Origin of the sequence: Pseudanabaena sp. BC1403, from assembly GCF_002914585.1 — a bacterium.
In the GTDB taxonomy this organism is placed as follows: domain Bacteria; phylum Cyanobacteriota; class Cyanobacteriia; order Pseudanabaenales; family Pseudanabaenaceae; genus Pseudanabaena.
In genome coordinates this window covers 1-22,864 of sequence record NZ_PDDM01000005.1, presented here as the reverse complement: position 1 = coordinate 22,864, position 22,864 = coordinate 1, and the positions used below count along the sequence as shown (strand labels likewise).

The following is a 22,864-nucleotide window of genomic DNA, read 5'->3' as shown; positions in this document are numbered from 1 at the left end:
AACCGCAAAATTTGGTAGTCATAGACTTAGAAGGTAAGAGTGGGCGGCGCGAAGCGCCGCCCACTCTTACCTTTTTTATGATTTTAAGTAATTTGCTGTGTTTAGTATAGCGTTTCCTTACTTGCAGCACTTTTTATTGGTTGAATTTAATCAGCCAGCCGATCGCAGCACCAGCAATCACCAACCAAGCAGAATTAACTTTTGGGAATTTAAGTAGAACGAAGAGACTAGCGATCGCTACAATAATTGTCCAAATATCAATCAAAGTGCCGCGCCCTAATTCCAAGGCAACAGCCGCCATTAACCCCATAGAAGCCGCATTTACACCATCAAGAAAACCTGCTGTCCAAGGCGATTTGCGTAATTTTGCCACAAATGGATTGATCAATGGAACGAGAATAAACGCTGGTAAAAATATACCAATCGTCCCTGCGATCGCACCCAAATTTCCAGCAACAAGATAACCAATAAAAGTCGCGGTCGTAAATACAGGCCCTGGAGTAAACTGCCCGATCGCTACAGCATCTAATAATTGCTGTGAAGTTAGCCAATGAGTGCGATCGACAAATTCTTGTTGCACAAAAGCTAATAGTACATAGCCACTGCCATAGAGAACAGAACCAATTTTGAGAAAGCTTAGAAATACTGCTGTCCAAGTCTTGGGATAAGCTGCAGTAGTAGCTATAACTACTAAAGGAAAAGGGAAAAAGGAAAAAGGAAAAAGGAAGATTGATAGGGATTTGTTTTTCTTGAAGGATGTTAAGTTATGAACGAGGCTAACGGTGATTCCTGCGCCGAGCATTAGTGCGATTTCATTGATTTTCAGAAAATATAGAGCTAGGACTAAAATCCCTGCGCACCAAGTTGGGATATTTTTTAAGGCCGATCGCCCTAATTTCCATACAGCTTGAGCAATAATTGCGATAATTACTGGCTTGACTCCGTACAATAGCCAACCAACGGCAGGAATAGTTTGGTATTCCACATAAACGATCGCTAATCCCCACACTAATAACATCGCAGGGGTTATAAAACAAACTCCCGCCACGATTGCCCCTCGCCATCCAGCTCGCTCCAGCCCGATATGAATTGTCAATTCGGTAGAATTAGGACCTGGGATTAGACTGGTAACACCTAACAAATCTAATAACTTTTCGCGACTGAGCCATTGACGACGCTGCACTATTTCTAACTCGATCTGAGCAATATGCGCGGCTGGCCCCCCGAAGGCGATCGCACCGAGCTTAGCAAAAACTATTGCTAATTCCCACAATCCTGTTTTTGGCGATAACTGAGTTTCTGGAACTCGATCACCCACTTGAGCATCTAATAGGGAATTAGATTCTAGCTCTGGATCTTTTTTTGTATACTCAGGCATATTTTTTTAAAATTAGGCGCGACATACTTGATTCCATCAATCATCAATAAAGCCTTTAGCACTTGAATTATCTAAATAGTTAATTCAAATGAGCATACACAAAGCTTTATACTTTTTGCAGGTATCCCAGAATACTAGATAGCTTTTGCCTAACTTACAGATATGGTAGATTCGCTCAAATCAGACTCAGTACAGTACTTACAGACTTTAGAAAGTTCTCATCTAGAGTCATGTCATCAATCCGAGCCGATGTTTTACTATTTCGCTTACGGCTCTTGTATGTGTCCTGTAGATTTGAAGCGATCGCTTGGTGAGGCAGCCCATCATTATGTTGTTGGGGTAGCGAGGTTAAGTGGGTACAAGCTTGGATTTTATTATCGATCTCCTCACCGTGATTGTGGTTGCTTAGATATTGTCAAAGATGCAAATTCTTATGTTGAGGGTGTTTTATACAGCTTGCCCATGCGTTTAAGCGATCAGCTTGATATGCGCGAGGATGTGTCGAGAGGTGGCTATCAGCATGAATTGATCACAGTTAGCATTGATCAAAAGGTTTACGCAAATGTAAGAACTTACAGTGTTGTAAATAAGTTGTCTCGTGAACTTGCCCCAAATGATTGGTATTCAAATGTAGTGCTGCGAGGGGCTTCTACTTGTGGGTTGACCGAAAAATATTTTTGGCAATTGTTTTATCATATCTACCAATTGCAGTCACTTCACAAACGACAATACAGCTAGAGAGTTTCGGCGCTTCGTGCCGAAACTCTCTAGCTGTATTGATTAGCTATAGCTAGCTTTGCACAGCAAATTATTTTTTGGATATTAACAAAAAGCAACGACTGTACAGTCGTTGCTTTTTGTTTTATTTCTTGCCGCCGCCTTGATTTTTAAGGCGGTAGGTAATGCGTCCTTTGGTAAGGTCATAGGGCGTTAGTTCCACCTTCACACGATCGCCAGGCAAAATCTTGATGTAATTTCGACGGATCTTGCCCGAAATGTGAGCAAGTACATTAAAGCCATTATCGAGTGCAACCCGAAACATAGCATTAGGAAGTGACTCAGTTACCGTCCCTTCCATTTCAATAGAATCTTCTTTTGACAAACAAACTCTCCCAAATTTAGTATTAGTTCTTTATGTATTATGTTGCGATCGCAAAGCGCTTACAACATGAGATAGATATTTGATAAAGAGTTACTTAATCAAATATCAACGCATTTATGCAAAGAATTTTTTGATTGTCTCAGTTACTTCTGGCATCGACGGTGTGCCATCAATCTGCGTAACCTTATTTCCATAAAATTCTAGCAAAGGTCTAGTTTTGGAATTGTACTCTTGCAACCGATTACTGATCACTTCCTCAGTGTCATCAGCACGCCCTTGATCGCTCGCCCTTGCTAACAAGCGATCAATCAAAAACTGATCTGGCACATCAAGATTAATCACCGAGTCATAGGGCTGATTTATCTCCGCTAATAAAGTATCTAAAGCCTCAGCTTGAGCTACTGTACGCGGAAAGCCATCAAGAATCCAACCAACCTGAGTATCAGGCTGTCTCAATCTTGCCTCAATTACCTCAATCACAACAGCATCAGGAACCAATGTACCCGAATCACTAAAAGACTTAACTTTTAGACCTAATTCAGAGCCTTGTTTAATCTCGGCCCGAAAAATATCTCCAGGAGCAATTCTCGGCACTTGCCAAGATTCAGCCAAAATCTCGCCCTGTGTACCTTTACCTGCTCCAGGTGGCCCCATCAAAATCACTCTAGGCATTACTGTTTCACCATGCCTTCATAACGTTGAGAGATCACATAGGTTTGGATTTGCTTCGAGGTTTCGATCGCGACACCAACCAAAATCAGTAACGAAGTAGCACCAATACCGCTAAAGGTGGATACGCCAGTGGCTTTTTCGAGGGCACTAGGAATAATCGCAATGCCACACAAAAAGACTGATCCGAGTAAAGTCAATCGGTTCAAAATACGGCTGATATAGTCTGAAGTTGCTGTACCAGGTCGTACCGTAGGAATGCTGCTACCCATCTTCTTCAGGTTCTGCGATAGTTCTACAGGATTGAGAACTAGAGTCGAATAAAAGAAGCTAAATCCTAAAATCAGCAACATATACACGGGAATATGACCAGGGCCACTAGGAGAAATCCAAGTAGCGATCGCCACAAATACCTCGTTATTAATACTTTGACTCAAGTAAGCAGGCAGAATCATCACCGATGAGGCGAAAATGATTGGCATAACGCCGCCTTGGTTTAAGCGCAAAGGCAAATAAGAAGCTTGCTCACGGTATAGTTTGCGGCCAACCTGACGACGTGCAGAGATAATTGGAATTCGCCTTGTTCCTTCCTGCACGAACACAATCCCCACAATCATAATCAAGAATATCACTAACAATAAGATGACCCCACCAACTCGTGAGCTATCTTTTTGAGCTAGCGCGATCGTATCACCCAGAGAAGTTGGTAAGTTGGCGACAATACTAATAAAAATCAGTAAAGAAGCACCGTTTCCAACACCTTTCTCCGTAATTAGTTCGCCAGCCCACATCACAAACATCGAGCCAGCCGCCAAAGCTACTGTCGTCTGAAAAATAAAGCTAGACAAAATAACTCGACCATCGCCAACCGTAATCCAGTTAGAGACTGGATCTGACAGCACTCCAGAGTTCTGCACCCAAACGCCAAGCCCCCAGCTTTGGATTACACCCCAAACAAAGGCAACATAGCGGGTGTATTGAGAAATTTTTCTTCTCCCAGCTTCACCTTCATTCTTTTGAAGATTTTCTAAACTTGGGAGAGCAGATGTCATCAATTGCATGATGATCGAGGCATTAATGAATGGCAAAATACCAAGGGCAAAAATACCTAGTAGTGATAAACCTCCACCAGAGAAAATATCTAAGAAATTAACTACGGCATTATTTTTAACAATTTCCGTAAATCTCAGGCGATCAACCCCCGGCAATGGCAAGTAAATGCCAAGTCTAACCAATATCAAAACACCAACAGTAACTAGCAAACGGCCTCTTAGCCCTGCGGCTTGAGCCATTTGCATAAAAGTTTCTTGTGCTGTTGGGTTCTTTCCCTTACTAACAACCATAACTAAACTTACCTCAAGCTAGTGATTGGGTTAGGAGGCGCAAAACTCCTCCTAACTTAAGATATTTAAATATTGTAGTTGCATAGAGAAAAGCGTAACGCGAGGTTCTTCTAAAACAACAAAAGAGAATATGTGGCGAAACGCTTAGCGCTCCGCCACATATTCTCTTTATAACTAGGCAACTTCTACAGTGCCGCCAGCAGCTTCGATTTTGCTCTTAGCAGATGCTGTAAACGAGTGAGCACGAACTGTAAGCGCTACAGTGACTTCACCTCTTCCTAATACACGTAATACACCGTCGTTTTGAGTAATAATTCCTGCTTCCATTAAAGAATCAAGATTTACTACTGTACCCTTAGGTAATCCGCTTAATTGGTCAAGATTAACAATTGTGAAATGCTTAGGATTGACAATTGTAAAATGCTTAAGTTTGGGTACTCGTCTGTAAAGGGGAATTTGACCACCTTCAAAACCAGGTCTGGTGGGACGACCTGAACGAGATTTTTGACCACGCATACCGAAACCACCGCTAGCACCTTGCCCTGCGGCAATACCACGTCCTAGACGACGCTTGCGATGCTGAGAGCCCTCTTGAGGCTGAAGATCGTCAATTCTCATAGTTTTTCCTTAGTGACTATTTTTTTAAATTCTTGCTCCGCAAGAATTTAAAAATATTTAGTTAAATAGCTGTTCCAGCGTAATACCACGCGCTCTGGCAACTTCACCAAAAGTACGCAAGGTTGCAAGGGCATTAATTGCCGCACGAGCATTGTTCAGAGGACTGCTAGAACCAAGTTGCTTTGCCAAAATATTTTTGACACCAGCTAGTTCTAGTACGGTTCTGACAGCACCACCAGCAATTACCCCAGTACCTGGAGAAGCAGGACGGATCATCACTTTAGCGCCACCGCCGATCCCGTTGGTAGGATGTGGGATGGAATTACTCTTTGTCAAAGGCACGTCGATCGCATGTTTTCTAGCATCGGCGACACCTTTCTTGACAGCGTTAATAACATCGGCAGCTTTACCAACGCCAACTCCGACCTGTCCTTTCTCATTACCGACAACGACGATCGCACGGAAGCTGAGTTTTTTACCACCCTTGACAACCTTAGTTACGCGGCGGATTTGGACAACACGTTCTTGCCATTCAGATTCTTTTTCAGTACGAGCGCGATCGCTTTTTTTACTATCGCGCTTGCCTTTGCGTTTTTCATCGCGGTTGCTATCGCCACTGTCGCCGCTGCCACTGTCGCGACCAGCACCTGGTCTTGATTCTCTATTCTTAGCCATATTTGTTTCTATCTACTGATTCACTGCTGGATGATTCGATGCGTTAGAAATCTAGACCTGCTTCGCGGGCAGCTTCAGCGAGAGCTTGGACTCTTCCATGATAGAGGTTTCCACCACGGTCGAACACAACTTTGGTAATTCCCTGTGCGATCGCTCTTTCAGCAATCAAAGCACCAACCTTAGCCGAAGCTTCAGAGTTGGCAGTAGTGCTGAGACCTTCACGAACATCGGATTCGCGGGTCGATGCAGCGACTAGCGTATGCTGCGCTACATCATCAATCACTTGCGCCACGATGTGATTGTTAGAGCGATAAATTGCCAAGCGGGGACGTTCGGGCGTGCCCGACATACCTTTACGAATTCGCTTGTGGCGGCTTATGGTTGCTTGTCTACGACTATTAGCACTCATGTTTTTTATATATGAAGATTACGAAAATTAAGAAGATTAAATAAAGAAGCCAGAAAATCTTATCCTTACTTCTTACCAGTCTTACCAGCCTTACGTCTGACAAATTCGCCGAGGTAGCGGATGCCCTTACCTTTGTAAACTTCAGGTGGACGTACAGCGCGAATTTTTGCTGCTAAGTTACCGACGATTTCTTTGTCAATTCCTTCGACGACAATAAATGTTCCTTGAGGGACTTTTTTGCCCGTAGCATCTTCAACGCCAAGTGAAACTCCAACGGGAGGAATGATGTCAACTGTATGGCTATAGCCAACAGTAAGAACAATATTGCTGCCGTTTAGGTTGGCACGATAACCAACACCTTGAATTTCCAACTTGCGCTGAAAGCCAGTTGACACACCTTCGACCATGTTGGCAACGAGGGTGCGGAAAAGACCGTGCTGTTGCTTTGCAGGACGAGATTCATTAGCGCGGTTGACAATCAAGTTGCTTTCTTCTTGCAGAATTTCTACAGTGTTGGGCAACACACGCTTAAGTTCGCCTTTAGGTCCTTTGACAGTAACCTCTTGCCCTACGATAGAGACCGCAACTTTAGGGGGAAGAGGAATGGGACGTTTTCCAATACGAGACATGTCTGTTTTCCGTTGCTTGTGATGTTATTTGCTGAGTTAACAGCCTGAATTACAGATCTAGATTAAGCAATCTAAAAGATCTGAATTACCAGATATAGCAAAGGACTTCACCGCCGACTCCCTGTTTACGGGCTTCGCGATCGGTCATGATCCCTTTAGAGGTGGAGATGATCGCAATGCCGATCCCACCCAATACACGGGGTAATTCTTTAGAGTTTGAGTAAACCCGTAAACCAGGTTTGCTGACGCGCTTGAGGCGCTTGATAATCGATTGACGATTCTTGCCTTCATACTTGAGGGCGACGACCAAGGCGCGGTCGATGTTTTCGCCTGTTTCTTCAAAATCTGCGATAAAACCTTCTTGTTTCATCACTCGGGCAATGCTCAACGTCATCCTTGTGGCAGGGATAGAGGTTGTCTGGTGCTTTGCAAGTGTTGCATTGCGAATGCGGGTAAGCATGTCCGAGATGGTGTCGTTGGTAGCCATCCTTATCTCCTAATTCGATCTACTTATGATTCTCTAAAGGGCATACCAACTGCTTTCAGGAGCGCACGTCCTTCTTCGTCCGTGTTGGCAGTGGTGATGATGGAAATATCAAGCCCCCGAATTTGCTCAATACTGTCGTAGCTGATTTCGGGGAAGATAAGTTGCTCGCGAACACCGAGGGTATAGTTACCGCGTCCATCAAAGCTCTTAGGGCTAACACCGCGAAAATCACGGATGCGAGGCAATGAGAAATTGATCAGACGATCCAAAAAGTTATTCATCTTGTCGCGGCGGAGTGTGACCATCATGCCGACGGGCATTCCTTGACGCAATTTGAAACCTGCGATCGCTTTCTTGGCTCTGGTTACTACGGGCTTTTGACCAGCGATCGTTGCAATTTCGATCAAAGAAGCTTCTAGGGACTTAGCATTCTGAGCAGCTTCACCGAGACCACGGTTGATCACTACTTTTTCAAATGTAGGAACTTGATGGATGTTGGTGTACTTGAACTGCTCCATTAACTTGGGAACAGCTTGATTTTTATAGACTTCGGTAAATCTTGTTAGCATTTTATCTTCCTCGATGAGTTTTCCTGGGCTTGGTCAGGTTATATAGAATTACTTCTTTTCAGTCTGGACGGAATCGACGATTTCACCAGTCTTTTTCAACATTCTTACTTTCTTGCCATCATCCGTAAAGGTGAAGCAAGAGCGGCTAGCGGTCTTTTCCTTTTCGGAATACAACAACACTTTAGAACTGTGAATCGGAAACTCGCGGGTAATAGTTTGTCCAGACTCACCATCAGCCTGAGGCTTAATGTGCTTAGTCTTGACATTAACACCTTCAACAATGATGGTGCTGTCCTTGGGAAATACTTGTAGTACCTTAGCCACAGTTCCCTTAGAGCTTCCTGAAATTACTTGAACCACATCATCTTTTTTGACATGAATCTTGAAAGAATTGCGGTTGCCGCGATAGGCAGGCTTTGACTTGAATGACATTACAGTACCTCTGGCGCTAGGGAGATAATTTTGGTGAAGTTTTTATCCCTCAACTCACGCGCAACTGGACCAAATACGCGGGTTCCTTTGGGGTTGCCGTCTTGGTTGATGATTACGGCGGCATTGTCGTCAAAGCGAATTCTCATGCCGCTTTCACGGTTGATAGATGCTCTGGTACGAACAATGACAGCGCGAACTACATCCGATTTTTTAACTGGCATGTTGGGCGCTGCGTCCTTAACGGTGGCGATAATCACATCACCAACTCCGCCAAAGGCACGGTTACCACCAGCCAGCACGCGGATACATAGTAGTTTTTTAGCTCCACTATTATCCGCCACATTTAAATAAGACTCTTGTTGAATCATGGCTTATGCTTCCGAGCTAGATGAGAGAATCTCTACAACTTCCCATCGCTTTGTACGGCTGAGGGGACGGGTTTCCCGAATTTTGACGCGATCGCCTTCACGGGTTTTATCTTCTTCATCGTGGGCTTTAAACTTAGTCGTTTTGACCACGATTTTTCCATATTTGGGGTGGGAAGTACGGTTTTCGACCGCGACAACCACCGTTTTTTGCATTTTGTCGCTGACGACAACGCCAACTTTTTCTTTAACTGCCATTGCTAAAATTCCTATGTTTTGTAAATAGCTTTCTTAAGCTCTGGACTGACGTTCGCGTTCGACGGTCATCAGTTGAGACAAACGATGCTTAGCATGTTGGAACTGATGTGGCTGGACGGGTTGTCTAGTTGCCTGCTTGAAACGCAGATCAAATAGCTCTTTCTTGACAGACAAGACTTGAGCTTGCAACTCTTCATCAGATAGCTCTCTAGTTTCTTGGACTTTTGGGAGTGCCATATCTTTTACTCCTTTTCACGGATAACGAATCTGGTTTTGATTGGCATCTTGGCAGCCGCCAAGCGAATTGCCTCTCTTGCGGTTTCTTCAGTCACGCCAGCTACTTCAAACATGATGCGACCTGGCTTAACCACTGACACCCAAAACTCAGGAGCACCTTTACCAGAACCCATACGGGTTTCAGCAGGACGCATGGTTACGGGTTTGTCTGGGAAAATACGAATCCAAATCTTGCCACCGCGACGGATATAACGGTTCATGGCACGTCGAGCAGCCTCGATTTGACGAGCGGTAATCCAAGAAGGCTCTAAAGCCTGCATGGCGTAATCACCAAAGTTGATCTCGGTTCCTCTGGTAGCAGGGCCCGCCATCCGACCGCGTTGCTGCTTACGAAATTTTGTACGTTTAGGACTTAACATGTTTCAAAACTCTAGATGACAGAAGTTTATCCTTCAGCGCTAGAACGATCCTCAAATTGGGGACGACGTTGCTGGCGGCGACGGGGTTGTGCGGCAGGAGCAGGAGCTTCTTCGCCTTGAATAATTTCGCCTTTAAAGATCCAGACTTTGATGCCAATAACACCATAAATAGTTCTGGAAGTTTTGTAGCTATAGTCGATGTCAGCACGCAATGTATGCAGAGGAACACGACCTTCACGCACCCACTCAGTTCTGGCGATTTCAGCACCGTTAAGGCGACCACTGATTTGCACCTTGATTCCTTCGATACCTGCACGCTGAGCTCTTTGAATAGCTTGGCGAACAACACGACGGAAGGAAACACGACGTTCGATTTGCTGAGCGATGTATTCAGCGATGAGAGGCGCTTCCGCATCAACTCTGGTTACTTCAGTGACGTTAATCCGAACTTGGCTAGTACCTGTCTTCTTCAGAGAACCATCTTGTTCAAGGTGTTTCACTAGTCCGACACGTAATTGTTCGATACCAGCGCCACCACGACCAACGACAACACCTGGTCTAGCAGTACGGATTTCGAGATCTACTTGATCAGCCTTGCGATCGATCAAGATTTCGGCGATACCAGCATTACTCAGAGTCTTTTCGATAAACTTACGAATTTTGCTATCTTCTTCAGCGAGAATGCCGTAGCGATTGACATCAGCGTACCAACGAGAAAGATGGGACTTGGTGATGCCGAGGCGTAACCCTGTTGGGTGAATCTTCTGACCCATACCTATTCTTCCTCCGATGGTTTGACGGTGATCGTAATGTGGCACGTTGGCTTACGGATTTGGTAAGCGCGACCTTGAGCGCGGGGACGGAAGCGCTTGAGGCTAGGTCCCATATCGGCAAAGGCTTGGTTAACTACTAGGGATGCGGGATCAAGTCCTGCATTATGTTCAGCATTAGCAACGGCAGAACGCAATACTTTCGTAATTGGTTCGCAGGAGCGATAGGGCATGAACTCAAGAATCATCAATGCTTCGCGGTAGCTACGACCACGGATTTGGTCGAGTACTCGACGCACCTTGTGAGGTGACATCCGAATATATTTGGCTACGGCAGGGATTTCGTTTTGGGCGAGGATCATTTTTAACTACCTGTCTACCTATCTCTTGGCCTTTTTGTCGCTCTTAGCATGACCGCGGAAGGTACGAGTAGGGGCAAACTCACCGAGTTTGTGTCCTACCATTTGCTCCGTGACATATACAGGAACGTGCTGTTTTCCGTTGTGACAAGCAATTGTATGCCCGATCATTTGAGGAAGAATGGTGGAAGCGCGAGACCATGTTTTGATAACTTGCTTTTCGCCTTTGGCGTTCAGCTTCTCAATTTTGGTCATTAAGTGATCGGCAACAAAAGGACCTTTTTTTAGCGATCGCGTCATAATTTGTACTCTCTGTAAAAACTTTGAATATATATTTGCCAGCGTAGCGGGGAAATATATGATTAGGCGTTACGTCCGCCCTTACCGCGCTTCGAGGACTTGCGACGGCGACGAACAATCAAGGCATCACTGAGTTTACCTTTCTTGCGAGTCTTATAGCCCAAGGTTGGCTTACCCCAAGGCGTAACAGGGCCACTACGTCCAACTGGAGCGCAACCTTCACCACCACCATGGGGGTGATCGATGGGGTTCATCGCCATACCACGGACTTTCGGACGACGGTTCAACCAACGGCTACGACCCGCCTTACCAAGACTGGTGTTGCTATGATCGAGGTTACCAACTTGTCCAATGGTGGCAAAACAATCTTTACGAATCAAGCGAACTTCGCTAGAAGGAAGCTTAAGGGTAACGAAATCACCTTCTTTTGCTGCAATTTGAGCACCAGCTCCAGCCGATCGCACAATTTGTCCACCCTTACCAGGAACTAGTTCCACGTTGTGAACAATCGTACCAAGGGGGATGTTTACCAATGGCATCGCGTTACCGATTTCAAAGGGAACGTTGCTTGAGCCAGCTAGGATTTTGTTGCCGACAGAAATACCTTTCGGTGCGAGGATATATCTCTTTTCGCCATCTTCGTACTGGAGAAGAGCAATCCGAGAGGTGCGGTTAGGATCGTACTCGATCGCAATTACTTCAGCGATGATGTCACGCTTGTTGCGTTTGAAATCGATGATCCGATATAAACGCTTGTGACCACCGCCACGTCTGCGGCTAGTGATGACACCACGATTATTGCGTCCTCTTTTACGATGGACGTGGCTAGTTAAAGACTTTTCGGGTTCAGATTTGGTGATTTCCGAGAAGTCCGAGACAACAGTTTGTCTTGTACTAGCGGTATACGGTTTATATGCACGAACGCCCATAATTGTCTGATTTTGTTAAAGAACAGTTCTCTGATTTTGCCTTTTTTGTAAAAAGCTATTGCTTACACATCGGGGAACAAATCGATTTTGCTGCCTTCTGCGAGGGTGACGATCGCTCTTTTGATTTGAGCGCGTTTGCCTGCGAACTTACCAATACGACGCGCTTGTGCGGGTGGATTATGGGTGTTCACTTTTTTGACCGTAACTGAGAAAAGGCTTTCGATAGCTGCCTTGATCTCAGGTTTAGTAGCATCATGAAAAACATCAAATGTGTATTTGTTGCTTTCAAGTTGTCGGGTTGCCTTTTCATTGAGCAAAGGGCGACGAATGATGTCGGGCAAGCGACGGGGATCGAACTCGGTGGGGATCTTAGCCATGTTGTTTCTTTCTTCTACTTAGATTCCGTTATTCTGCGTCTTCGACCGTGGTTACGATCTCAGTTACCAACTTTGCGTCGCCACCATATACTTCATGAATCTTGGCGATCGCTGAGCGGGTTGCCACAATCTTTTCAGAATTGAGAATGTCGAACATATTGAGCTGATCGGCAGCGATCAGCTGCAAGTTTTGAATGTTACGCGCAGACAAAACAATGTTTTCTTCTTTACGATCAGTGATGATCAGGGTCTTTTTGCCAACGGTGACACCCCAACGCTCAAGAGCTTGACATAATTCCTTAGTCTTAGGCTGAGCAAGATTTACGGCAAAATCTTCAACAATAATCAAATCTGATGAACGACTGATAAATGCGGTACGAAGTGCAAGACGACGCTCCTTGCGGTTCATCTTGGTTTCGTAGTCTCTAGGCTTAGGTCCAAAAATTGCACCACCACCACGAGTGAGTGGGGATCTAGTCGAACCAGCACGGGCGCGACCAGTACCCTTTTGTCTAAAAGGCTTACGACCACCACCACGGACTTCAGCGCGAGTCTTACTGCTGGCTGTGCCTTGACGGGCATTGGCTAACTGTCTGACAAGGGCGCGATGAACTAAACCTTTTGCACTTGCTTCTTTGGCAACACGCAATTCAAGGCTTACTTCACCAACTTCATTCCCTGTCCAATCTATTACTGTAGGCATAACTTATATTCTCTCGATCTCACGAACAAACTACTTAGTCCTTATTTCGCCTTGCCGATAATTACGGTAGGAATGACGTTAAGCAATGCGCCAGGTTTACCAGGGACTGCTCCTTTAATTAGCAACACATTGTTCGCTGCATCGACTTTGACTATAGTTAGCTTCTTCACGGTGATTTGCTTACCGCCAAGACGACCAGCCATGCGCTTACCTGGATATACACGACCAGGGGTTGTACCTGCTCCAGTCGAGCCAGGTTGTCTGTGGTTTTTAGAACCGTGAGCCATTGGACCGCGAGCAAAGTTGTGGCGCTTTTGGTAACCAGCAAAACCTTTGCCGATGCTAGTTCCAATCACGTCAACGATGTCGCCATCCTTGAACTGACTTACATCTAGAGTCTGACCAATAGTGAAATCACTAACATTATCAAGACGATACTCACGAAGATGCTTAACAGGTTCAGCACCTGAGACTTTCAAATGTCCCAGTTCTGGCTTGCTAAGAAGCTTTTCGCGGGTCTTACCGTAGCCAATTTGAATGGCTTTATAGCCTTCTTTGGTTTCGGTCTTGACTTGTGTGATAGTGCAGGGACCTGCTAGGACAACGGTTACAGGAACAGCGTTGCCATCCGAATCGAATACTTGGGTCATCCCAAGTTTTGTGCCGAGAATTCCGACAGTCATTAAAATTAGCTCCGCTTGCTTGACTTTCAAATTTTCGCGCAGAATATTTCTGCCGATTTTTGACAGGCTCAAAAGAGATCGGTTTCGATCTTAGTAAGAAGTATTGGTTTTGAAGGCTGTTTAACGGACTTCGAGACGACTTACAGAAGATATCTAGTCAAACTACTAGATGTGAGAAACTCAATCTCTTGGGTTGGTTGTTATAGGTTTAAAAGACTTTTGACTTTCTTTATGTCGCTATACCAAAGCGTGACTCAGACTTAAGGAAGGAAACGCATTGGCTTATTTCACTTAGTTTCTGTTTTTAGTCACGATTAATAATCATAACTCTATGTGAGACGTTTTGTCTATAGTTTTCAGAAAAAAGTTAAAAATTTAGATGAGTCGGACTAATTACTCCAGCTTCACCATCTCCAGTTAAGTAGATAGGCATAATTAAATATAAAAGCCAAAGAAGCTGATTCGCCCGCAAAGCGGGCGAATCAGCTTCTTTGGCTTTTATTAACCTAGATCTAGTTACAATAGTTTTTATTAATAACTATATAAGCTTTTAGCGATAATAAATTTGAACTTATAATATTAAGACTACAAATAATTATGATTTTATAAACTGTGAAGCAAATATAGGTGGGAAGAGTAAGAAATGATAGAAGTACAATCTATATCGCCTAACGCTTCAAACCCATTTGGTTACGAAAACTGCGATCGCGAGCAGATTCATTTATTGGGGCATATTCAGCCACATGGCATTTTGGTAGCTTTCAACGAGCTAGATCTGACAATCGCTCAGATTAGTGCCAACACAATTGACTTTTTCAATACTCCAGCTAGCTCATTGATTGGGAAGCATTTAAGCACTCTATTTCCAAAGCCTCAAATTGATACCCTAGTGTCTTTTCTTGCTCAAAAAGATTTGGGGATATTTAATCCAACTAAAATAACTGTTCAAATAGAAAAGAAGACGTATTTATTTCAGGGAATAATGCATCGCTCTGATGGATTACTGGTTTTAGAATTAGAACCTTTATCTACAGATATTGATTCTAGTTTTAGTTTTTATCATTTGGCGAAATCTGCGGCAGCTAATGTCAGACAGGCAGAGAGCTTCACCGAAATGTCAGACTTGCTGGTTCAGGAAATTCGCAAAATAACTCAATACGATCGCGTAATGCTCTATCGATTTGAGACAGACAATAGCGGCGTTGTAATCGCTGAGTCTAAAGATGAACAGATAGAATCCTTTTTAGGATTACATTTTCCTGCTGCTGATATTCCTGAACTTGCGCGAAAGCTTTACTATAAAAACTGGCTTCGACAAATTGTCGATGTTAATTCACACCCTGTCCCAATTGTTCCATTAAACAATCCAATTACTCAGGGACCAATCGATCTAAGCTTCAGTACGTTGAGAAGTGTTTCCCCAATTCACATCAAGTATTTACAAAAGATGGGGGTTTCTGCTTCTTTCAGCATCTCTTTGATTAATGCAGGTAAATTATGGGGATTGATTGCCTGTCATCGCTTTTCTCCAAGGTATATTGACTATGAAGCCAGAAAAGCCTGTGAGTTTTTGGCGCAAGTCATGTCCATCGAAATCGTCAGCAGATATGAGCAAGAGTTAAAGAATGCTCAAGAAAGAATCAAGATCATTCAAGCTAAATTTAAACGGAATATCCTCGACCCGCATCAATCAATAAACGACATATTCTCCCAAAATGCAGAGAATTTGTTGGATCTGGTTAAGGCTCAAGGTGTAACCATCTGTCTTAGCGATCGCATTTCCGAAATTGGAACTTGCCCTTCTCAAAAATTTGTCAGCTCATTAATTTCATGGCTAGATACTAAATCTGAGGATGTTTTTCATACCAATTGCTTGAGTCACCTATATCCCGAAGCGCAAGCTGTTAAGGATATAGCCAGTGGAATATTAGCGATTTCTATCTCGCTCAATCATGCTTCCTATCATATTATTTGGTTTCGCAGTGAAGTTGTCCAAACTGTTAATTGGGCTGGCGATCCTAACAAATTAGCTCTTGATGATGAATGGGAGCTAACTCCACAACGATCATTTGAATTATGGAAAGAAACTGTCAGAACAAAGTCTTTGTCTTGGAATGAAGTGGAGATTGAGACTGCGACAGAATTGAGAAGTACGCTCATGCTTGCAGCGCTTGAATTGTCGCAACAAGCACTGAGGCTAGAAGCTGAACGCGCTCAAGTTGCAAACCTGGCTAAAAGTAGTTTTTTGGCACGAATGAGTCATGAATTGAGAACTCCTCTTAATGCAATTTTGGGATGCACTCAATTGATGAATCTTGATAATTCTCTAACTCAATCGGTCGGGGAATACGTTAACATTATTAATTACAGCAGCGAGCATTTACTATGCTTAATCGATGACATTTTAGAAATGTCGAAGATTGAAGCAGGTAAGATTATTCTTAATGAGACTCAGTTTGACTTTCATTTGTTTTTGCATAATTTGCGAGAGATGATGCAAATTAAGGCAAAGGATAAAAATTTACAGTTAATCTTTGCCGTACATCCCAATTCCCCTCAGTATATTAAAGCTGATGAGCGAAAACTCAGACAGATTTTATTGAATTTACTGGGAAATGCGATCAAGTTTACGGATAAAGGCTATGTACTTCTTCGTGTTTCCTTAATGGATAAAGAAGACGAATCTTCAAAAGCTATTATTCATTATGAATTAGAAGATTCTGGGATAGGAATTGCTCCAGAAGAAATCGATAATTTATTTGAAGCTTTTGTACAAACTTCTTCGGGGAAAGAATCACAAACTGGAACGGGATTAGGCTTAGCGATTAGTCAACAGTTTGCTCATTGCATGGGTGGTCATATTTCGGTAAGTAGTGCTTTAAATAAAGGTACAATTTTTCAGTTTGATCTTGAAGTTGAGCAATTAGTGGAGCAATTATCCGATGTAGATATTAAACAAAGTCAGATCCTAGTTTCTGTTCAACCCTCCATAGAAATTATAAAAGAGACTAATAAACAAGATGTATCTAATTCTTTGCGAATTCTATTGGTTGAAGATATTACCTATAATCAAATAATTGCTTTGAAGTTTTTGAAAAAACTTGGCTATCAAGCAGATCTTGCTGTGAATGGACTTGAGGTACTTAATGCACTAGAGCATAAATTTTATGATTTGATTTTGATGGACATCCAAATGCCTGAAATGGATGGATTGGGTGCAACTCGCATCATCCGACAAAAAGAGAAAGACACAATGGCAATTAAGAAGGTTAAAATCGTGGCGATGACCGCAAATACGATGGAGGAAGATCGTGAGATTTGTACTTTGGCTGGGATGGATGATTTTATTAGTAAACCAATAAAGATAGATGAACTAGATGCACTGTTAAAGAGATACAGCAAAGCGTTGTAAAAGTTGCCAGAGGATAATGCCAGTTAGCCAAGAAATACTTGTTGCTAATGGAATATATAGAATTCCTCCAACTATTTCTAAAGGAGCGATCGCACGCAACACCCAAACATGAACTAGATAAGTAGTAAAGCTTGCCTTGGCAAAAGTTTTGATTTGGGGTTGAATAGCTTGCCATAGTTTTTGGATGGAGCTTTTGTTTTTTTGCCAGTTTTGCCAAGACACAGACCATAGCAAGAAAGTCAATGTCAGCAAAACTACAGTTGGTCGAGCATAATGACCGACAGCTTCAGCAGAGTTCTTGAGTATCGCTGTCCAATAGAATTCGCTTAGTTCGACAATTGCTGCGATCGCAAATAAATATCCCCAAGATTGCGATCGCCATTTCGTCACCAAAGAACTAGTCCAACCGTGATCCTTAGCTAGCCAAATACCGATTTGGAAATAGGACAACCAATAAATTACGTGATTACCGTTGGGTAAGAAAGTTGTAATATTTACTAGTAAATCAAAAGTTGCCGATACCCATCTCAAGCTAAATAGAGCAAAGGTGACAAACATTAGAATATACAAATTCCATTTTGTAAATAAGATGCTCCGAAGGATTGGATATACTATGTAGCATTGAAAAATGATTCCTAAAAAGTAAAGGTGATAGTCACCCATACCTGTAGAAAGTAATTGAATAATTAGTTGTCCACGCTCCAGCCAATCTGCTTTCTGAAACTGGCTCTGCCCAATTATATTGAGTAAAGTGAATAGAACGTAGGGCGGCACGATACGCCACAGGCGGCGTTGAAAGAATATTTGCAAATCAAAAGGTCTTTTCTCTTCCGACTTCGCTAGGGCAAAGCCTGACAAGATTACAAATATTGGCACTGTAAAGCGCCCAACTTGGTTAATGATTGTGTCTATAAAAATCTCAAGATTGATCGTATTTGTATCATGCACTCCAAACCACCAATGATGCGAAGCATGAATACCAATAACGATAGTTGTAGCGATCGCACGCAGTAGATCAGAGAGTTCCCAAGTCATATTTTGTAAAATTTATTTTGATGGCACTAAGCATTTTCAAGATTGGATCTAGTGATCTTAGGAATCTTTAAATCACCCTGCACCATTTGTTTCCATATGTCCGCGATTCCTTCTTTCCCATTTGTCTGTACTTTACGCAAGATCAGTAAACTATCTACCAACAAAGTTTCAACATCAATAGATTGATAATCAGGAAGATATGCTGGTAAGCGGCTTGTGCCCTCACCTAAGAGAATCGCTGCACCATGCCAATTTTGACTTTTGAGGTGATATAGACCAACGGCAATTTGTAAAATCCCTTGATAAAAAGCCCGATCGCTTTGCCAAGAATCATTCCAAATTGCCTCTAAAGTATCGTGGCAGGCATAATAGTCACCACTGTTAAACTGGGTAATCGCCTCTTCAAATGCTGGATCAACCATTGGCTAGTACATTTGCGATCGCTTGTTTTTGTTCGGCATCATATCCCCATTTTTCCAGAAAAGATACATAGTTCCCATGATTTCCGATTGCCGAGTTACGCATTTGCGTAGCAATTTCATAAACTTCAGTAAGATCTACTTTCTCAATTAAAATTGCAGTCCTCCTAGCGACGAGATCGGAGTCTTGGGCTTGGTCTTCATTACCTACGCGACGATGGAAAATTGCCATGGCTGTGGACATAGCGAGATTTTTGACAAGCAGTTCTGCGATCGCATGAGGAGCAGATTGCAAAGCTCTAATAATATGAGTGCTAGGTGCATCTGCTAATTTCCATTCACCAGTCAAGAAACACACAAAAAATCCTCTTGCTCCATTTGAAGTTTGCACAAGTGCCGAAATTTCTGATTCTAGTTGTGATTCATCTAAGTCTTTGCGTGAAAGCAAAGCTTCTGTATAGGCGATCGCCTCTTCAAAGGTCATATTTTTCAAGACTTGTTATCCTATCAGTTAAAATTACAGTATAAAAGCCAAAAGAGAAAAGGGGCGCGATGCGCCCCTTTTCTCTTTTGGCTTTTATGTGATGTGATCTAAACAATGATTAGGTAAAAATGCTGTCCAACCATTGTCTAATTTGACACGACAGCTGACACTAATTACCTGCTCAACGACACCTTTATGATTGGCATATTGCTGGCGATTCTCATTTACCGCCACGCGATCGCCTACTTTAAAAGTCTTACCCAAGGATTTATGATCCGCACCTTGTTTTTTATCATTGATATTGGGAATTGCCGCTTTTTTGAGAGTTGGGGCAGAGTGAAAAGTCAAAGAAGCAGCTTGCTGTCCATTGACTTGATAGTTATAGCCACGTCCTTGGATAAGCTGCAAACTACCAATCTGCACATTTGCCAAATATTGCACAAAGATATCAACGGATATTTCCATTGTTTCGGCAAGGTCTTCAAACATGACAGGATAGCTCCAGTAGTTTTCACCCACTTGCAAGTCAGCTAGCTCTTTCCATGCGTCGAATAGTTTTTGTCCAAATTGTGTTGCTAGATCATCGACGCGATCGCTGCTTGACTGATGAACTGAAGCTGAGGTACTGCTAGATGTCAAACTTTTAAGTGTTTTGAGCAAATTTTCGGCAATGCGATCGCTTGCTTCAGTCCTTACTCGAAGATATTCGAGAATCTGCTCAAACAAAGATTCGCTAACATTAACAGTCATAAAACTACCCGCACTAATCGCCTTTAATAACCTATCTGAAAAATGCTGCTTGGCACTCTGAGTATTAGAAAAATCCAGCTTTTAGATTTTTTGAAATATTCTCTAACCTAACATCAATAAACTAACACCAAAAATGTTTACAACACTTTGCAATAAAATAAATAGTCATATTTCTGTTGAAAGTGTTACAAAAAGATACTTTTGCACTCTTGTCCCCACATGAATATAGCAATCCTAAGTAACATTAGGAACCATTTAAGAATTACTTTCTGCGGTCAAAAGCTCTAAGAGATCCCCCTCAATCCCCCTTAAAAAGGGGGAAGAATTTAATTCTCCCCCCTTTTTAAGGGGGGCTGGGGGGGATCTAGACAATTCTTAAATGGTTTCTTAAGTGCGCACCGAAAGAAATCTCCTAAAGTCTAGACTTATAGATGTCGCCAAGTGTACTAGGACAAAGTACACTTGGCGACATCTATAACTACCCACGTACAATTAAATATAAAACACCAAAGTCTGTACCGATCGCGTCACTGGCCAGCTAAGGGGTAAAGTGTAAAATATAGAGGCAGAGTCAAGGAGAAAGGCATGGAATGTAAGCAAAGCTTACATTGCTATAGCAGAAAGTCATTGCAGCCTTTACACCGATCGCATTGATAAACTAATTCGTTTCAGAGATTCATTCACCTCCAAAACGCGCACCTTTACCACCTGACCAACTTTGACGATTTGCTTCGGATCGCTTACAAAGCGATCGGCTAATTGCGAAATATGGATTAATCCATCTTGATGCACACCAATATCCACAAACGCGCCAAAATTAGCCACATTGGTGATAATCCCTTCTATCTCCATGCCGATTTGCAGATCAGAAATTTTCTGAATTGCATCGCTGAAAGTAGCATATTTGAACTCCGCACGCGGGTCACGACCTGGCTTTTCTAGCTCTCGTAAAATATCGCGTAGAGTTGGCTCACCGATCGCATCCGTTACATATTTCTTGAGATTTACCGTCTTCAGTTTATCCGCCGCTTGCGAGATTTTTGATAGATCCACATTCAGATCACGGGCGATCGCCTCCACAACACTATAGCTTTCGGGATGAACAGCAGTGTTGTCTAAGGGATTAACACCGCCGCGAATCCGCAAAAATCCCGCCGCTTGTTCAAAAGCTTTTGCGCCTAGCTTAGTAACTTTCAGCAAATGACGACGATCGCGAAAAGCTCCATTTTGATTGCGATAGGTGATGATGTTATTGGCAACGGTGGCGCTCAGTCCAGACACAAAAGTGAGCAGTTCTTTAGAAGCTGTGTTCAGGTCTACACCGACGAAGTTAACGCAACTTTCTACAGTTTCGTCAAGCTTCTTTTTTAATAATTTCTGATCGACATCATGCTGATATTGTCCAACACCGATTGATTTCGGATCGATTTTTACTAGCTCTGCCAGAGGATCTTGCAAGCGTCGCCCAATGCTGACAGCACCACGTACCGTTAAGTCTAGATCGGGAAACTCCGCGATCGCAACAGGACTAGCGGAATAAATCGAAGCCCCCGACTCGTTTACCATTACCTTGATCGGTGGATTTTTTAATCCTTGAATAACTTCTATCACAAAAGCATCAGTTTCTCGTCCCGCCGTACCATTACCGATCGCAATCAATTGAATTTGATACTTCTCAATCAAAGTTCTCAAAGTCCGCGCAGCCTGCTCTCTTTGCGCTAGCGCCTGATGCGGAAAGATCGTTTGATATTCCAGAAACTTACCAGTCTCACTAATTACGGCAGTCTTGCATCCTGTGCGAAATCCTGGATCAATCGCAAGGGTCGGTTTCATCCCTGCGGGAGCGGCTAATAGCAAATCTCGCAGATTAGTTTCAAAGGTTTTGATCGATTCTCCATCCGCCCAAGCTTTCTTCTCCATGATTACCGATGCGATCGCCGAAGCTTTGATCAAGCGGTTAAAGGCATCCTTGAGCATATCTTGATAAAACTGCTTTACGGCTGGAGTCTTCGCCCGAATTTGTTGCGCCTCTAAGTAACTCAGCACATGCTCTTCGTCAAAATCTAGATTGAGGGTCAGGATTTCTTCAGTTTCACCTCGCAACAAAGCAAGAAGATTATGGGGTGCGATCGCCTTGACTTTCGCTTGATAGTCGCGGTACATCTCAAATTTGGTTGTGCCGACTGCGTGAGTTGCCTTGATCTGCGAAACAAAGAAGCCTGACTGCATCAAGTATTCTCTGATGTAGGCTCGATATTCTGCACTGTCAGCGACTTCCTCCGCAAGAATGTCTGATGCACCTTTGAGGGCTTCTTCGACAGTTTTTACTTGTTCTGACAAATATTTAGTGGCTTCTTGCAATAATGAAGCAGTATTAATGTTCGGACGGTTGAAGGCTTTGATGGCTTCCGCAAGTGGTTCAAGTCCTTTTTCTCTTGCGATCGCAGCTCTAGTTCTACGCTTGGGACGATAGGGCAGATATAGATCTTCGAGTTCTGTCTTTTGGATGCTTGCCTCGATTTTGGCTTTCAGCGCATCTGTTAGCTTGCCTTGGTCAGCGATCGCTTGGAGAATTATGGTTTTGCGATCGCGTAACTCTGTGAGATATGCATAACGATCTTGGAGATCTCTTAATTGGATCTCATTCATTTCGCCAGTACGCTCTTTGCGATAACGGGCAACAAAAGGGATAGTTGCTCCTTCAGCAAATAGATCTAGAGCATTTTTGATTTGTTCGGTACGAAGAGAAAGTTCTTGGGCTATGAGTTGGATTATTAGTTGTTCATTCTGCATTTATCTAAGCAACTCCATAGGCTGGATATGTTTGTTTATAAGACGTTTGATATCGTAGCACAATGCTTTTTCCTTAGGACTTGCTCAAATGCGTTCCACGTAATACCAAAGCACAAAATGGCTACGCCATTTTGTGCTTTTATAGCAAAGAAAGGGATAGTTAGGACAATTGACAGAAGGCTTGCTGTACGGCATCCCATAAACTTTCACATTTTCCTATAATCTTACTGACATGATGTTTTAACCTTGCCCAAAATTTC

At 43.1% G+C, this 22,864-nt stretch carries 29 protein-coding genes; 2 read left to right on the top strand and 27 right to left on the bottom strand.

Annotated features, from left to right (window positions below):
* Positions 1–133 precede the first annotated feature (133 nt).
* On the bottom strand, positions 134–1,378 hold the full coding sequence (locus tag CQ839_RS06330; protein WP_103667435.1) for a chromate transporter: 1,245 nt from the start codon (positions 1,376–1,378) through the stop codon (positions 134–136).
* Between the two features lie 162 nt (positions 1,379–1,540).
* Between CQ839_RS06330 and CQ839_RS06325 the strand changes: the two genes are divergently transcribed.
* Positions 1,541–2,116 (top strand): gamma-glutamylcyclotransferase, encoded by a 576-nt coding sequence (locus CQ839_RS06325; RefSeq protein ID WP_103667434.1) that lies wholly within the window; start codon positions 1,541–1,543, stop codon positions 2,114–2,116.
* A 124-nt stretch (positions 2,117–2,240) separates the two neighbouring features.
* Here CQ839_RS06325 and infA read toward each other — a convergent pair whose 3' ends face one another.
* The 21 genes from infA to rplC all read right to left on the bottom strand — a co-directional run bounded on the left by infA (position 2,241) and on the right by rplC (position 13,711).
* A complete protein-coding gene (infA, locus tag CQ839_RS06320; protein WP_094530993.1) occupies positions 2,241–2,480 on the bottom strand; it encodes a translation initiation factor IF-1 in 240 nt (79 codons plus the stop codon).
* 114 nt (positions 2,481–2,594) lie between these two features.
* Positions 2,595–3,152 carry an adenylate kinase gene (locus CQ839_RS06315; protein ID WP_103667433.1) on the bottom strand — a complete coding sequence of 186 codons (558 nt, stop codon included), beginning with the start codon at positions 3,150–3,152 and terminating at the stop codon, positions 2,595–2,597.
* Positions 3,152–4,492 (bottom strand): preprotein translocase subunit SecY, encoded by a 1,341-nt coding sequence (gene secY, locus CQ839_RS06310; RefSeq protein ID WP_103667432.1) that lies wholly within the window; start codon positions 4,490–4,492, stop codon positions 3,152–3,154. Before secY ends, CQ839_RS06315 begins: the two co-directional genes overlap by 1 nt.
* A gap of 174 nt (positions 4,493–4,666) precedes the next feature.
* Positions 4,667–5,110 (bottom strand): 50S ribosomal protein L15, encoded by a 444-nt coding sequence (rplO, locus tag CQ839_RS06305; protein ID WP_103667431.1) that lies wholly within the window; start codon positions 5,108–5,110, stop codon positions 4,667–4,669.
* 57 nt (positions 5,111–5,167) lie between these two features.
* On the bottom strand, positions 5,168–5,785 hold the full coding sequence (gene rpsE, locus CQ839_RS06300; protein ID WP_103667430.1) for a 30S ribosomal protein S5: 618 nt from the start codon (positions 5,783–5,785) through the stop codon (positions 5,168–5,170).
* Between the two features lie 43 nt (positions 5,786–5,828).
* Positions 5,829–6,194, bottom strand: coding sequence for a 50S ribosomal protein L18 (gene rplR / locus CQ839_RS06295; RefSeq protein WP_103667429.1), 366 nt, complete (start codon positions 6,192–6,194; stop codon positions 5,829–5,831).
* Between the two features lie 65 nt (positions 6,195–6,259).
* A complete protein-coding gene (rplF, locus tag CQ839_RS06290) occupies positions 6,260–6,823 on the bottom strand; it encodes a 50S ribosomal protein L6 (RefSeq protein WP_103667428.1) in 564 nt (187 codons plus the stop codon).
* An 85-nt stretch (positions 6,824–6,908) separates the two neighbouring features.
* Positions 6,909–7,310 (bottom strand): 30S ribosomal protein S8, encoded by a 402-nt coding sequence (gene rpsH, locus CQ839_RS06285; protein ID WP_103667427.1) that lies wholly within the window; start codon positions 7,308–7,310, stop codon positions 6,909–6,911.
* Between the two features lie 23 nt (positions 7,311–7,333).
* The gene (gene rplE / locus CQ839_RS06280; protein ID WP_103667426.1) at positions 7,334–7,879 is read right to left on the bottom strand and encodes a 50S ribosomal protein L5; all 546 of its coding nucleotides are present in this window, start codon (positions 7,877–7,879) and stop codon (positions 7,334–7,336) included.
* A 48-nt stretch (positions 7,880–7,927) separates the two neighbouring features.
* A complete protein-coding gene (gene rplX, locus CQ839_RS06275) occupies positions 7,928–8,311 on the bottom strand; it encodes a 50S ribosomal protein L24 (protein WP_103667425.1) in 384 nt (127 codons plus the stop codon).
* The gene (gene rplN / locus CQ839_RS06270; RefSeq protein ID WP_094530971.1) at positions 8,311–8,679 is read right to left on the bottom strand and encodes a 50S ribosomal protein L14; all 369 of its coding nucleotides are present in this window, start codon (positions 8,677–8,679) and stop codon (positions 8,311–8,313) included. The genes rplX and rplN overlap by 1 nt, the downstream gene beginning before the upstream one ends.
* A gap of 3 nt (positions 8,680–8,682) precedes the next feature.
* A complete protein-coding gene (gene rpsQ, locus CQ839_RS06265) occupies positions 8,683–8,934 on the bottom strand; it encodes a 30S ribosomal protein S17 (RefSeq protein WP_094530969.1) in 252 nt (83 codons plus the stop codon).
* A 33-nt stretch (positions 8,935–8,967) separates the two neighbouring features.
* Positions 8,968–9,171 (bottom strand): 50S ribosomal protein L29, encoded by a 204-nt coding sequence (rpmC, locus tag CQ839_RS06260; protein WP_103667424.1) that lies wholly within the window; start codon positions 9,169–9,171, stop codon positions 8,968–8,970.
* A 5-nt stretch (positions 9,172–9,176) separates the two neighbouring features.
* Positions 9,177–9,590, bottom strand: a complete 414-nt coding sequence (rplP, locus tag CQ839_RS06255) for a 50S ribosomal protein L16 (RefSeq protein ID WP_103667423.1) — start codon at positions 9,588–9,590, stop codon at positions 9,177–9,179.
* Between the two features lie 26 nt (positions 9,591–9,616).
* The gene (rpsC, locus tag CQ839_RS06250) at positions 9,617–10,363 is read right to left on the bottom strand and encodes a 30S ribosomal protein S3 (protein WP_103667422.1); all 747 of its coding nucleotides are present in this window, start codon (positions 10,361–10,363) and stop codon (positions 9,617–9,619) included.
* Positions 10,364–10,365: 2 nt separating this feature from the next.
* Complete coding sequence (gene rplV / locus CQ839_RS06245) at positions 10,366–10,722, bottom strand: 50S ribosomal protein L22 (RefSeq protein ID WP_009625485.1); 357 nt, start codon at positions 10,720–10,722, stop codon at positions 10,366–10,368.
* Between the two features lie 18 nt (positions 10,723–10,740).
* Positions 10,741–11,019, bottom strand: a complete 279-nt coding sequence (gene rpsS / locus CQ839_RS06240; RefSeq protein WP_094530961.1) for a 30S ribosomal protein S19 — start codon at positions 11,017–11,019, stop codon at positions 10,741–10,743.
* A 62-nt stretch (positions 11,020–11,081) separates the two neighbouring features.
* Positions 11,082–11,948 (bottom strand): 50S ribosomal protein L2, encoded by an 867-nt coding sequence (rplB, locus tag CQ839_RS06235; RefSeq protein ID WP_103667421.1) that lies wholly within the window; start codon positions 11,946–11,948, stop codon positions 11,082–11,084.
* A gap of 62 nt (positions 11,949–12,010) precedes the next feature.
* On the bottom strand, positions 12,011–12,325 hold the full coding sequence (locus CQ839_RS06230; protein ID WP_094530955.1) for a 50S ribosomal protein L23: 315 nt from the start codon (positions 12,323–12,325) through the stop codon (positions 12,011–12,013).
* A gap of 28 nt (positions 12,326–12,353) precedes the next feature.
* On the bottom strand, positions 12,354–13,028 hold the full coding sequence (gene rplD, locus CQ839_RS06225; protein WP_103667420.1) for a 50S ribosomal protein L4: 675 nt from the start codon (positions 13,026–13,028) through the stop codon (positions 12,354–12,356).
* Between the two features lie 41 nt (positions 13,029–13,069).
* Entirely contained in the window at positions 13,070–13,711 is a 642-nt protein-coding gene (gene rplC / locus CQ839_RS06220; protein ID WP_103667419.1) for a 50S ribosomal protein L3, read from the bottom strand.
* 643 nt (positions 13,712–14,354) lie between these two features.
* Between rplC and CQ839_RS06215 the strand changes: the two genes are divergently transcribed.
* Positions 14,355–17,123, top strand: a complete 2,769-nt coding sequence (locus CQ839_RS06215; RefSeq protein ID WP_103667418.1) for an ATP-binding protein — start codon at positions 14,355–14,357, stop codon at positions 17,121–17,123.
* Here the strand turns inward: CQ839_RS06215 and CQ839_RS06210 are convergent.
* The 5 genes from CQ839_RS06210 to CQ839_RS06190 form a co-directional block, all read right to left on the bottom strand.
* A complete protein-coding gene (locus CQ839_RS06210; protein ID WP_103667417.1) occupies positions 17,097–18,158 on the bottom strand; it encodes an acyltransferase in 1,062 nt (353 codons plus the stop codon). The two genes, CQ839_RS06215 and CQ839_RS06210, sit on opposite strands and share 27 nt — an antisense overlap.
* 26 nt (positions 18,159–18,184) lie before the next feature.
* A complete protein-coding gene (locus CQ839_RS06205; RefSeq protein WP_103667416.1) occupies positions 18,185–18,580 on the bottom strand; it encodes a DUF309 domain-containing protein in 396 nt (131 codons plus the stop codon).
* On the bottom strand, positions 18,573–19,061 hold the full coding sequence (locus tag CQ839_RS06200; protein ID WP_103667415.1) for a hypothetical protein: 489 nt from the start codon (positions 19,059–19,061) through the stop codon (positions 18,573–18,575). Before CQ839_RS06200 ends, CQ839_RS06205 begins: the two co-directional genes overlap by 8 nt.
* 93 nt (positions 19,062–19,154) lie before the next feature.
* Positions 19,155–19,811 (bottom strand): hypothetical protein, encoded by a 657-nt coding sequence (locus tag CQ839_RS06195; protein ID WP_103667414.1) that lies wholly within the window; start codon positions 19,809–19,811, stop codon positions 19,155–19,157.
* 636 nt (positions 19,812–20,447) lie between these two features.
* Positions 20,448–22,604: a Tex family protein gene (locus CQ839_RS06190; RefSeq protein ID WP_103667413.1), complete on the bottom strand. Its 2,157-nt coding sequence runs from the start codon at positions 22,602–22,604 to the stop codon at positions 20,448–20,450.
* Positions 22,605–22,864 lie beyond the last annotated feature (260 nt).